The sequence below is a fragment of the Acidobacteriota bacterium genome (genome assembly GCA_016208495.1).
GTDB lineage: Bacteria > Acidobacteriota > Blastocatellia > Chloracidobacteriales > Chloracidobacteriaceae > JACQXX01.
On the sequence record JACQXX010000136.1, the window covers coordinates 98,413 to 111,090 of the forward strand.

Genomic DNA, 12,678 nt, shown 5'->3' on the forward strand with positions numbered 1-12,678 from the left:
GAGTTCAAGGGAAAAAATAAAAAGCCCGCTATGGCACGGGCTTGACGTTTAAAAAATTGGAGATTTAACGCTGACCACAGCTTCAACTCTTGAGTCTGTGGCCCGTGCCTGAACGTCACCGGTCACGCTCCAGCGCCCGCGTAATGGCGTACCCGCTCCGTGCTGCAGTTTGCCGTTGCGAGGCTTTCGAGATTGTCCCTGTCTGGCTGGGTATCCAGAAATTATTGGTCACGTTCAGCGACCGGCCACCAGATCCAACGGCTACCAGGTCACGGTTCGTGACCACTGATCCAGAGTTGCGCGGCACAAACAACTCTGGCCCGTTCTCCCCAACCAGATACGACCGGCCTGAAAACACCGGACCGCCCAGAGCCCGACCACCGCCAAACAGCGAGCCGAATATCCCACCACCACCGCCGCCGATTGAAGCCAGGACGTTCCCGCCGCCACCGAACAGCCCACCAAAGAGCCCGCCAAGCAGCTTGATCAACGCCGAAGACAGCAATTGAGAGACAAGTTGTGAAAGCAAGTCGGCAAAACCGGAAAGCAGTTTCGACTTGAATCCCTGAAATCCGTCCGTGAAGAGAGCGTCAAAAGCCCCCTTAAAGACATCCGTAAACTGCCCGGCCATCTCTTTCAACTTGTCTAGCTTTTCTTTTGCTTTCAGTTGGTCGTCAATCCCACGGGCCACAACGAGCAACTGGTCCTTCTGGGCCTGTGTCAATTCTTTCAGCTTTCCAGTAGTAATCTCGATTTGACTTTGTTCAAGGTTGCTCAAAGTGCGTTTGATTTTGAGCTTTTCGTTTAGTTCCTCCACGGCCTTTGCATAAATAAATTCTTGTCTGATTCTTTCAAGGGTGTCGCCGCCAATATCCGCCCCAAATTCTTCTGGCAATATGGAAAGGGGTAAATCCAATTTCATTTTGGAAAGCCCTTCAAGTGCCTTTTGCCCATCGATAAGCGAAGCGTTCAAAAGCAAAACGCTCCGCGTTGTACTATCGATTGCAACCGGCGCGGCCTGGTTGCGGAGAAGCTCAAAAACCTTATCCATCTCCGTTTCTGTGCCGCGCAGTTCCTGACGCTGACGGTCAAGGAGTGCGGTCGTTTTCTCGCTCAACTCGTTGATCCTCATTTTAGAATCGAGTTCTCGGGCCGCCAGGCGAATGGTCTCTTTGGTCGTTTCGTTGTACTTGGCATATTTTTTATCCAATAGATCAACCGCGACTTCTTGCTCTTTTGTTTTAAGGCCGACACGGGCTATCTCGTCTTGAAGTCGTTTCAGGAGCGAGGCGGCCTCGTCTTCTTTTGCTCCGCCACCGCCACCGCCGCCACGGCCTTTGTTGCCACCCAGCGGTGAGAATAAATCCGCCCCATAATCTTTTCGTGGGGGAATCAAGCTTGTGGGAGGAAGATTCAATCGGAGAGAAGTTGAGCCGGAATGGGCAATAGGGTTACTGGGTAAATTTGAAGCAATCCCTTGGCTGAAGCCCGAGACCAAAGCTTTCCCCATCTCGTAAGCTTTCGTGAAAATAGCCGGCAGCCTACCGAGCATTGTTCGAACCAGCCGGTCAATTTGGTCACCTGCAACATTAGCAAACGTAAACCAAGCTCCGCGCCAGTCCCCGTTGATTGCTTTCATTATCACGGTAATCGCCGTGGCTAAATTGGCCAAATAGCTTCTGACAAAAGAGACGATGTATCCGATTGCGGAAACTGTGTTTTTGACGCCCACGCCCACAGATCCGCTTACGATCCTCTGGATAAAATCAAAAACTGTTTTTGTTGTTGCCTGAATTAACGGCAGGTTTGACTGGTACCACTGAATCAAATCCCCGAAGATCTGCTGAACCCCTGTATTTATGGCATTGAAGATTTTAATTGCGGCGTCTCGCATACCCCCAAAGTTCGAGGTCCAAATAAAAGTGATTGCCCCGACCGCTGCTGAAACCCCGGCTGTAATACCCGCGATTGTCGCCAAAATGGGGGCGCCAATCGTTCCGACTGCGGTCACAACCCCACCCAGTAAAACCAAAACCGGGCCGACCACTCCGCCAATGCCTGCGATGGCCACTACTGTGTTTTTGATTGGTCCGGGCAGGCTAACCCACATTTTTCCGAATTCTTGAATCTTCGGGATCACCCACAAAAGCGAATCTCGCAAAAAACCAAAAACAGGCTGGAGCGCATCCCCAAGCGTCCCGACAACCACATCATGAAGAGTGCTGAGTGCTCCTGCTGCCGTCCGAGACTGAACTTCCATCATCCCGCCCAAATTACTCTTCTGAATTCCTTTGACAATTTGCCTCAGCGCCCAATCTGCAGGAACAACTCCTTTTTCAACCAACGCCTGCATTTCAATTGTGGTTTTACCCGCTGCCGCCGCCAGAATTCGTAGCCCTGGCACGGCGTTGTTTCCCAGCTCGCGGAACTCCGTGGAGGTGACTTTGCCACGTGCCAGCATCTGGCCCAATGACATGGTCAATTGGTCAATAGCAACTTGACCCCGGCCAGTTGCGGCAGCGGCGTTGCCAATTGCCGTCAATGTGGGAATCACTTCCTCGATTGAGAGCCCGAAAGCTTGAAAAGTCTTCGATCCCTTGATGACGTCAGCAAATTCGAATGGGGTCCTGTCAGCAAATTCTCGCAGTTGAGTCAGGTGCTCGTGAGCTATATCCACGGAGCCAGTCATTGACGAAAAAGCAACAGAAGCTTGCTCAAACATCGAGTCGAAGGCAAGCCCGGTTTTGGCAATCAAGGCCAGTGGGGCAGTCAGCGCCGCAGTGAGGCCAATCCCTGCCGTTTGCATCCCACTGCCAATTTGCTGAGATCGTTGCCCAAGCGTGATTGCTGCCTGTGAGGCTCGAAGCTGGGCCGCCGCCGCGTCGTTGAGTGCTGCTTCTTCACGACGAATTTGGGCGACAAGCCCGGCCAGTTGGCTTTCGAGCCTCGAAATCCCGGAACCATATTGAGTCTGGGTAACCGATCCTTGCGCAAAAGCCGTGTTGAGGGAATTGATCTGAGTCTGCACCGCCGCAATACGCTCACCCAGCATTTGGATTCGCAGCGTCGCCGCCGCAGAGGCACTACCGCCTTGCTGAAAATTGGTCCACAGGGCAGAAAACCTCTGGATGATCCCATCGGTGGTGCTGCTCAGACTCGCCAATCGAGTTTGAAGGCCAGCAAGGGCTGTCCCAGTGGTATTATTTGAGTTCGATAGGTTGCGGTTGGCCGCCCCTAACGAAATTGTCGAAGTAATCACCCGGTTGATCGAACTTGATATTCCGGATGCGCTCGCGCTGGCCAAAGCCGCCGTGCGTTGGAGAGTGTTTTGTAGGCTTCCAAGTACCCGAGTGGCCTGACCCGGGTTGATTTCAATTGTTGCGGTCAGTGAGGCTACGTTCATTTTTGAAAACCATCTAAAAAATTCATTTCGCTGATGCGGTTGTAGTTTCACTTATAACGTTATAAGTGAGGGGGGAGCCGTTGCCACCTGCTTATTAAATTCACATCTCTAATCCATCGTCGCCGGGTAGCGGGTGGCCACTCGCCGCCAAACTTGTGAAGAATTCGGCCAAGTATTCGGTGTTTGATTTGGGGTTCACATTCACTTGGATTGGGGCGTTTTTCCCATCCATTGTCGTGGCGGCAAATTTTGCTGGCGCGAATAGCCCCAAAATCCTGGCGCGCAGCTCGATGCACCGCGCAATTTCACGCAAGAACCGAGAGTCACCAGGGCCTTCGAGTTTTGAGGCTTCCCAGCCCACCCAGGCTTCGCTTTCCGCAAGGCCGATTTTGGCAAGGGCGATCCCACGCTGAGTTGCAAATTCTTTGGCATCAGCTTCATTCGTTTCCTCCCGCAACCGGCTTATGTGGCGGTGGATGCCGGATTTTGAGAATCCTAAATCTTCGGCGATTTGGCGAATAGATTGCCCTTTTAGGAATCTTTTCCATGCCTCATTTTGCTGTTCCGAGCTGATTTTTCTATCCATATGTCCCAGTCTGTCCTTCGAAAATTTGATAGGAAACCCGGCCCAAAGGCAAACATGGGCCGGGACACCTGACAAACATAATGGTGACAAAGAAATATCCGCGCAAGAGCCTCAACTTCCGGATCAAAAGGATTTTTGCTTTGTCGTGAAGGTTCCTAGTTCTCACTTTCATAGAAGTTGGGGCTTACTTGGTTTCCCAGGACATCTCCCGAGTCAAGAAGTTCCGCCACGTTCAGAAAGAGCTGCAAAAATGTCAGCCGCTCGAAGTTATCACGAGATTCCTCAAGCCCCAGCCTAACGTGCCGTAAAGCCATTGGGATATGTTCTTGAATGGCTCGTGCTGGACTTGCTGAAAACTGACCAGAAATCACAGAAGGTTGATTGGGTTTTTTGCTTTCCATAAGTAGCCTTTCTTTTTGATTTATATGAGGTGCAATGCCTCACAATTTGTTGAGAGGGATTTTGGTTGACGTTAAGCTATCAACCAGCTTGAAAATCTGATCCCAAGGCAATTCCCCCTGGGATAAAAGCCCGCTTGTAGGTCGCCCGACGATCCATCACGCCAAGCCAATGAACCGCTTCGAAGACGCCCCCGGCTCGTGCCGCCAGAAATGCCCGTTGAGTGTCATCGAGCGCGCCGCGTGGAGCGTCCACCACCAATGATCCGGAATCAGGGTTGGCGAAAACGACAGCGCCGATCTGCCACAGGTCCAAAACAAAATTCTCAATTTCCCTGTCTGGAGCGTAGGCATCAACTAATGGGTTGGATTTGGCGTCCACCTGATGCGTCAGAACTTCGCGCTCTGCAAGCGGGTGATCAGCGGGTGATGGCATCGGTTCACGAGTGAGCAGTTCCACCAGTTCAGCTTTCTGCTGTTTGAGTTCATCAAGCAGGGCATCAGCAGATGATGTGGCGTCGTCAGGGAGTTCAATCTGAAGCTGCCCGCTTTCAACCCACGCTGCCCCTCCTGCCTGGTTCAAAGCCGTCAAGCATTCGAGTGGGCTCATATGGTTACCCTCCTCATTTTTCGAGGACCTGGTGTCCCGTTCGAGCTTGCAGGTTGGGGTGAATTTTCAGAAATATTTTTGTTTGTGGTGTTTTCTGTGGTGACAGTGCGGACAGTGGTGACAAACTCTGTATCTCCTGTATCCAAAGAATTTATTTTGTCACCAGTATCACCGGTTAAAACGGAATCCCTCTGTTTTTCTGGTGACAGTGGTGACAACTCTGAAGTTTTGTCACCAGTTTTAGATTTTCCTGACTTTTCTGGTGACAAAGTGGTGACAAAATAAGCACTTGATTTTTCAATGATTTGACTGGGTTTGTCACCAGTGTCACCAGTGTCACCACACTTTTCGGTTGGTTCTAAATTCTTTTCCTCAATTGCATCGAGAGAAACAGCCCAAACCCACTGCCTCTTGTCACCGATGCGAATTTGTACAGTTGATCGGCCATCTTTTTTCTCGATCAACCAATTTTCATGATCCAGGTATTCGCCGAGAGTTCGTGCATCGAAGGGAAAGTTTGTACCCAGCCGTGCCGCAAAGTTTTTGATTTCCGCAAGTGCTGCATTGGGTTGCAAGTAGGCAATTCGCTTCACCTTATCCACCCACCCAGCTTGAGCAGCAAAGGACTTTGTATTTTCGAATCCCCCTTCTTCATCACGATCAACCAAATAAATCGCCCCTTGGGCAAGCAGTGTTTGCAAGTGGTCGAAAAAAATCGCGGTTGGTCTTTGGACTTCCTGCTGTTCGTTTGATCTTTCGGCAGTAAACTGGAGTGCCTGCTTGGCCTGGGCAAACAGCGCGGCTTGAGTTTCCGGAGTAATCGCGCCCGTTTCGACGGCAAACCGAAGAAAACTCCAGACTCCAAAAAGGAGCTTGGCGCAGGCTTCAGGGATTCGACCATGACTTGATTGGAACTGAGTTGCTTCGCGGCGGATCCATTGCTCGGCTTCAGTCCGCATGTCGTCATAACGTGGTGCTATCCAGGCGAGAAAGCCAGCCATCGCCTCGGCATATCGCGGGGCGTCAGTTTCTTGAGCATGGGTGAGCAAATCGAGCCGAACATTGCCGGGCCTGAGCTGCACTTCGACACATCGGGCTGCCGATGACTGGTGGCCAGGTGCGCCGGTTTCTGCGGTTACCAAAACCAACCCACGCGGGAACATGGATCGTTTCAGGCTCGTGTCAGCATTCATTCGGCCACGGCCACGGCGGTCGCCAACGGCACGGATCAACCGGTGTGCCGCCGCTTCCTGTGCCGCCGCGTGCTTGCGGTCAGGTGGTGGAGCATAGTCATCCACGACAAACAAAACATCCTTTGTTGAGAAAGCCTGTCGTTCCAATGAATTGCCGGTACTGGTGAAGTTTGCGGGCAGTGAGTGGCGTTGGAAATCACCAAAGTGGCAAAGTAACAACGCTGCCAGAGTTGACTTTCGTGACCCAGTGACACCGTGAAGCCATAGGAGAAAATCCACACCGATCATCTCTGAAAATGGTCCGGTGTATACACTTGCCAGCAATGGCCAGGTTTGGCGACGGTCAGCCAGATCGAGAAATCGCAGACTGGCTCTGATTGCTTCCGTCAACCTGCCCTGGTCAGGCGGTGCAGGCAGGTAATAATTTTCCATCCCGGCTTCAAGCTCAACACTGACGCTCTGATTTCCAACCGCGCCCCCACCGTGAAGGAAAACCCATTGATCATCGATCTTTCGCCAACCGGTTGACTTAAAGACCGTTTCTTTCCGGATACCTCCTGATAAAAGCTGAATCCCCACTCGCAAGTGTTCTTTAGCTGTGGTGCCCGGAAAAACAATGGCATCTGCCCCGATTCGCAAATATGGCCACTCCATCTTTGAAAATTCTCGGGCTGGCAGCAGAAACTGGTAGCGGCGTCCACGGCATTCCGCTTCGAGTTCAAGCGTGATTTGAGCTTCGATGTCGTCAATTTCGGTAATTTGGCGCACGATCCGGGCGCTAAAGTTCGACAGTTGCACCGATGTCGGTCCATCTTTGGTGGGCTTTTGCCATCTGATCCCGCCATCTTCAAGCACCTGGTAAGGGAAATTACCCGTCGCCGACTCTGCCTGTTCAGGCGTTGAAGCTGACTGAATGAGGCTTTCAAGGAGGTTGGGGCCACCATCAGGATGTGCCAGCAGATCATCCACGCCGTTCACGCCGGCCAACTCCGGCAGGTCAACCCACTTCACAAGTGCACCACGGCGGGCCAATTCTTTGGTCAATCCTGTTCGTGCGGCCCTGACTGACTCGTTGGTTTTCAGATTTGAATCAAAAATGATGAACACCTGCCGGTTGTCCCAGGGAATCCGGTCCAGCGCGGGAATTGGGCCTTTGACTGGGGTCGTTCCCCCATCGGGCGTGGGCTCTTTGCCCACTTTCCCCCGCCAGTTCCAGACCCCAGTTAGTCCGATTGGGAGAGCCTTCCAGCCGGATTCAGAGCAGAAACGGTGCAATGCGATGGTTTTTTTCTCGCCTTCGGTAACCAGGACCGGGACTGATGGATCAGTAAGGGCAGCCGGATCAGTCCCTGGCACAAAATACAAAAGTCCACCCCGACCAGGCGGGCTGAGGTATTTCCCAGTCTCTTTCGTTGATCCGTTAGGCTGGAGTTCTCGTGAAGGTGAATCACGACGGAGGCGAAACTCATGGGGCTGGGATTCGCCGGGAAAAAAGAAGGGAAAAACAATCCCTGAATAATCTTCATCAATTTTTGGCTTACGCCCGACGATCCGAGCCCCTTCAAGAGAATTCGCCCGAAATAATTTGGCTTGACCAATCAAATTTGGGGTGATGAAAGCGGATTTGAATTTTTCAAGGTCGCTTTCCGTGAGGTTTGTTTTTTGGTTATTGGGGAATTTGTGGTAGTCTCCCTCAAACATTTTTTCAACTCCAAAATCCCTCTAAGCCGTCCCAGCCAGAGGGATTTTTTATTGGATGAATGACAAGAATCATCGCTTGTTCCAGATTCTTGTCATCAACTGATTGACAAAATCAAAAAGCCGCCAAATGATTGGAGCATTCATGCGGAATGAATGCCTTTTCGATTTGGTTTTTTGACCATTAAACGATTAGGAACCAGGGCCAAGGGCTACTGCCAATGGTAGGACATTGGCAAATCCGCTCTTGGCTCAAATCTTTTATGCAGCGGTTTTTTGTTGTTTGGCCGATTCGAAATAGCGATCAAGATCGCGTCGATCATACAAGACCTTTCGACCAGACTTGACAAATGGCAGAACCCCTCGCTCACGAGCCGCCCAAAACCAGGTTCGACTGTGTAAATAAAGGGCGCACGCTTCTTTCTCACTCAATAAATTTCGCGGAATTTCCATTTCGATCCTCCATTTGGTTTTCCAAAGTTCACAAAGGCATTCTGCTGTTAACTGTTGCCCAGATCAATTGCTTCAAAATTGGAAATCAAATTTGAAACTATTTTTTAATTAGAAATCCTGAAGCATTTTCAACTTAAAATCCGACCACTGAATATTTGACCGCCGAAGCCGAGTTCGAAGGGTTTTCCCCGACAGATTAAGTTGTTTGGCTGTTCGGTCCAGCGTGATGCGTTCGTGTCTCAGACCAGACTTAGCCAGGCTTTGGACTGCGGTTTTAAGTTGATTCCTAAAATCAATCTCCCATCCAGTCGGAGTCCGACCCGGTTCGACTCGGCTCTTGAACAGTTCTTTAAATTTTTGTTGATCGCGATATCGCTTCCGGCTTGCTGGTACTACAAGTCGGTTTTTTTGCTCAACGTGCCGCATCGCTTGGTCCCGAAGCTTGATCAGTACCCGCACACATTCGGGGCCGAGTCGTTCTTGAAAAAAACTCAAAAATTGCTGATCAAGTGCGGCATCCCCAAAACTCGGGGATTCGATAGTTACTGGAGTACCCAACTGGGTTGATTCAATCCTAAACGCGTAGCCTGGATGTGGAGACTTCGGGTCTTCTGAAATACGGAGGGCATCACTTGGTCGAACCTCTGAAATCCACACGGCATCCACCCGCAAATCCAAATTTATTTTTCGAGCCACGACCTCTCGACGAACCAACTCCAAACCAACCTGTTTAGACGGGTCTTTTTCGCTTGGAAGCGGGAATGGGTGCGGCTCATCGCCGATTTCAACCAGAATTTGATCCCACAAAACCAATTTTTCTTCGCTCATAATTAGTTGACAAGAAGCTTTTGATCATCAATCTCGTGCAAGCTATCCAAAATTGCACCAGCTCGCTGGATTGCTTCCCGATTCAAGTTGGTGTAGCGCATGCTCATGCTGATTTGGGCATGGCCCAACAGATTCGCGACCATCGGCAAGGGAAGATCACCTGTGACCAGGCGTGTGGCGAAGGCGTGCCTCAGATCATGAAGCCGCAACCAGGGCAGGCCAGCTTCATTGCGTGCTTTTTCAAAGCTCATTCGTGGATCCCGAACTGGAAAGACAAATTCATCCAGATTTTGACTGGACTGCAGCCAGAGCTTTTCCAGCTCAGTTTGTAGGCGGGAAGGGATCGGAAGGGATCGTTCTTGTTCGGTTTTGGTCGTGTGTTTTTCGAGGGTCATCACCCGAGCTTGAAAGTCCACATTGCGCCAGCGCAGATGAAGCGCCTCACTTTTTCGGGCACCGGTGTCGAGCAGGAACATTAGAAAACAGCGCAGGTGCCGACGCTGTGGCGTGTCGCAGGCGGCAAACAACCGTAATTCTTCATCCCTGGTCAAGATTCGAGTTCGCTTGTTTTCCGATGCTTGGGAAATCAGTGTCTTGCTGCCTGATGTGAAAGGGTTCCGGGCAAGCCAGCCTTCACGAACGGCAACCGAAAACATCCGTCGCAAAATTTCCAATTCACGGTGGATGCCGGTGACGGTGCGCTGCCCGCCGCCCCGTTGTTTGGGGGTGGCCAGGCGCTCAGCACGGTAGCGTTCGATGTCGCCAAAGGTGATGTCCTTGATCCGGCGTTTTCCGAAGAAGTCTTCAAGGGTTTTCAGCCGCCGCCGCATGTCCTCAAAACTGCGCAGGCCCGCCACTTTATTCCCATCCCTGTATTGGGGCTCGATCAGGTAGGTTTCGCGGTACCAGGTAGCCAGCTCCTGAAACGTCACCTTTTCGGCCTGGAAAGCTCTGGCACCCTGGAGATCAATCGCACGCAGCAACTCCTTTATAAGAAGACGGGCTTCAGTGCGGTTTTTGGCTTTCCGCTCTCGAAAGTGGCGTTTGCCGGTGACGGGGTCGGTGAAGGTGACAACCGCGTAAATCTTGCCGTTGCGTTCACGGATGCAGCCTGTTCGTGCTCTCATTTGTTCGCTCCTTTTGTTGGAATCCCAATATTTACCCAACAATTAGAGCTTAGCATAGACAAACAACTGTGAACAACAGTAAACAATGAAAAGTACTAACCTGTTACAAATAATGTGTTTATTGAGTAAGTTTTGAACATTGGTGAACTGTGATAACAGATTGATAACGGGCTTCAAACCCGTAGTGTCCTGGTGAGAGCCGGGATAGGTGGGTTCGATTCCCACACGCCTCCGCCAATGATGTGTGGGTTATCTTTTTACTGCATCAATGGAAAACCCGTTCAATTCAGTGAATTGAACGGGTTTTCCTTTCTGTCTGAAAATGAGACTGGTTAAGCCTTAAAATAGCCAAGATGGTGGAGTAACTCAGCATTCAAGATGGTCGCACCCGCCGCACCGCGGACCGTGTTATGCCCAAGGACGCTAAATTTTACGTCCCAGATTGGATCCTGGCGCAGTCGTCCAACAACACTGCTCATTCCCTTACCTTCGTCTCGATCCAGTCGCGGCTGTGGGCGATCACGTTCGGTGCGAACCACAACAACCCGCTCTGGGGCACTTGGCAACCGATATTCTTGAGGTGGTCCCTGAAATGACTCCAACACATTGCGAATCTCATCCAGAGTGGCTGGCTTGCGAAGTTTAAGTGATACTGCCAGGGTGTGCCCGTCTGAAACTGCCACCCGATGACAATGAGCACTCAATTTCAGGTCAGCCAGCGAGATCTGGTTTTTTTGGAATGTTCCCAAAATTTTTCGAGGCTCAAGTTCAACTTTTTCTTCTTCACCATCAATAAAAGGAATGACATTGTCCAAAATATCGAGTGAGGCAACACCAGGATATCCGGCACCAGAGATTGCCTGAAGTGATGAGATCATCCCCAGTTCAATGCCAAAAGCCCGTTCAATTGGGGCCAATGCCAGCACCATTGCCAGTGTTGTACAGTTGGGATTGGTTACGAGAAACCCGCGGTCAAACCCACGGTTTGTCTTTTGAATGTCAATCAAACGAACGTGATCGGCATTAATCTCAGGTACCAGGAGCGGTACATCTTCTGCCATCCGATGGGAACTGGAGTTACTGATGACTGGATATCCGTGCTGGGCAAACAGGCTTTCAGTTTCGTTCGCCATGTTGCCAGGTAAACTTGAAAAGATAATGTCACAGTCAAGGGGTGGCAAACAGGGCGCCAGAACCATGGTTTGAATATTTTCAGGAATCGGAGTTCCAAGTTTCCAGTTTGTGGCCTGGGCATAGGGTTTCCCTTCTGAGCGATCCGACGCTGCAAGGGCAGTGATCTTAAAGTACGGATGTTGATTCAACAGTTGGATAAATCGCTGCCCGACAGTCCCGGTAGCACCAAGAATGCCAACCCTGAGTTTTTTTTGGTGTGTTGCCATATACAATTTTAGTCAGTGGAAAATAAGATTTGGTGAAATGACTGAGAATACCCACAGCCGAAAGAATGTAAACCTGGTTAACTTGCTTGATCTAAAGAATTCTTTGGTAAATCCTGAGCGAACCAGTTGCGAAAGAAGAGAAAATCTGATACTAAGTCGCCCGCTGATGGATCAGAAAAGGTTTATCCCTCTTTTTGATATCATCCGTCAAGCTCAGATTGTTTTGAATCCCAATCATGACTCCCTCATCATTGCTCTTATTCAGAAAAAATCTTTACCACAGAGTGTCTACGTTGTACTCATCCTGTGGTCGAAAATTTTAAAGATCTGTTTCTGAGCACCCCTTCTTTCAAATGAAATCAGTTCAATGAACAGTTTTTAAGAATATGGGTTTAAAATATTAAACCTGTTTTCTAGCTTTGTTTTAAGCTGGATTATTTGAAAAAATAGATGAGGTTTGGTTTGTGGCACGCAACGTGCAGTGACAATGCTTACCTTCACATATCCATGATATAAAACCTTTCAAATAATCAAAATTCAGATATAGAGAGCAAAAAGGTTGAAGGGGAATTGACCTAAACTCAGGGGCTTCGCTGATGAGGACGCAAGTTCGGGCAGTGGAGTGAGAGCGAGCGAGTAAAGCAGGCTGGCGAAAGAGAGCCGCCGGGCCTGAGGATGACAAAAAGCGAACCGTCAAGCACGAGCGAGTGCGGCGGCGCGAAAATTAAGGAGAAGGAAAAGAGCTATGCAATTGAGAAAGCTCACACGGTTTTTGAAAGCGTCAGCATTGCTGATGTTGGCGGCCTTGATGGTCGTAACATTGGCACCCGTGAGCCAGGCACAGGAACAGATCAACGTCAACGCGTTGTTGGTTGATTTTCCTGGTGGTTTGGGGAACGTGATCACGGGAGGGACGAGCGTCCCCGGGTTGACGGTATTGTTTCCACGGGGAAATGCGGGATCAAACAACGGCGTATCGGAC

At 50.4% G+C, this 12,678-nt stretch carries 11 protein-coding genes; 2 read left to right on the forward strand and 9 right to left on the reverse strand.

The window, feature by feature from the left end; all coding sequences use genetic code 11:
- Positions 1–115: 115 nt before the first annotated feature.
- Positions 116–2,806 (reverse strand): tape measure protein, encoded by a 2,691-nt coding sequence (locus HY774_26895; GenBank protein MBI4752131.1) that lies wholly within the window; start codon positions 2,804–2,806, stop codon positions 116–118.
- Positions 2,807–3,218: 412 nt separating this feature from the next.
- Between HY774_26895 and HY774_26900 the strand changes: the two genes are divergently transcribed.
- Positions 3,219–3,359 carry a hypothetical protein gene (locus HY774_26900; protein ID MBI4752132.1) on the forward strand — a complete coding sequence of 47 codons (141 nt, stop codon included), beginning with the start codon at positions 3,219–3,221 and terminating at the stop codon, positions 3,357–3,359.
- A 144-nt stretch (positions 3,360–3,503) separates the two neighbouring features.
- Here the strand turns inward: HY774_26900 and HY774_26905 are convergent, their stop codons facing one another.
- From HY774_26905 to asd, 8 genes are all read right to left on the reverse strand, one after another.
- Positions 3,504–3,989 (reverse strand): hypothetical protein, encoded by a 486-nt coding sequence (locus HY774_26905; protein ID MBI4752133.1) that lies wholly within the window; start codon positions 3,987–3,989, stop codon positions 3,504–3,506.
- A 155-nt stretch (positions 3,990–4,144) separates the two neighbouring features.
- Positions 4,145–4,390 carry a hypothetical protein gene (locus HY774_26910; GenBank protein ID MBI4752134.1) on the reverse strand — a complete coding sequence of 82 codons (246 nt, stop codon included), beginning with the start codon at positions 4,388–4,390 and terminating at the stop codon, positions 4,145–4,147.
- A 79-nt stretch (positions 4,391–4,469) separates the two neighbouring features.
- Positions 4,470–4,997 carry a hypothetical protein gene (locus HY774_26915; GenBank protein MBI4752135.1) on the reverse strand — a complete coding sequence of 176 codons (528 nt, stop codon included), beginning with the start codon at positions 4,995–4,997 and terminating at the stop codon, positions 4,470–4,472.
- A complete protein-coding gene (locus HY774_26920; protein MBI4752136.1) occupies positions 4,994–7,891 on the reverse strand; it encodes a DUF3854 domain-containing protein in 2,898 nt (965 codons plus the stop codon). The genes HY774_26915 and HY774_26920 overlap by 4 nt, the downstream gene beginning before the upstream one ends.
- 258 nt (positions 7,892–8,149) lie before the next feature.
- Positions 8,150–8,341, reverse strand: coding sequence for a helix-turn-helix domain-containing protein (locus tag HY774_26925; protein ID MBI4752137.1), 192 nt, complete (start codon positions 8,339–8,341; stop codon positions 8,150–8,152).
- A gap of 108 nt (positions 8,342–8,449) precedes the next feature.
- Positions 8,450–9,169 carry a hypothetical protein gene (locus HY774_26930; GenBank protein ID MBI4752138.1) on the reverse strand — a complete coding sequence of 240 codons (720 nt, stop codon included), beginning with the start codon at positions 9,167–9,169 and terminating at the stop codon, positions 8,450–8,452.
- 2 nt (positions 9,170–9,171) lie between these two features.
- Positions 9,172–10,296 (reverse strand): tyrosine-type recombinase/integrase, encoded by a 1,125-nt coding sequence (locus HY774_26935; protein MBI4752139.1) that lies wholly within the window; start codon positions 10,294–10,296, stop codon positions 9,172–9,174.
- Between the two features lie 332 nt (positions 10,297–10,628).
- Complete coding sequence (asd, locus tag HY774_26940; protein ID MBI4752140.1) at positions 10,629–11,696, reverse strand: aspartate-semialdehyde dehydrogenase; 1,068 nt, start codon at positions 11,694–11,696, stop codon at positions 10,629–10,631.
- 745 nt (positions 11,697–12,441) lie between these two features.
- On the opposite strand from asd, the gene HY774_26945 reads away from it, so the two are divergent.
- A partial coding sequence (locus HY774_26945) for a hypothetical protein (GenBank protein ID MBI4752141.1) occupies positions 12,442–12,678 on the forward strand: 237 nt, incomplete at its 3' end.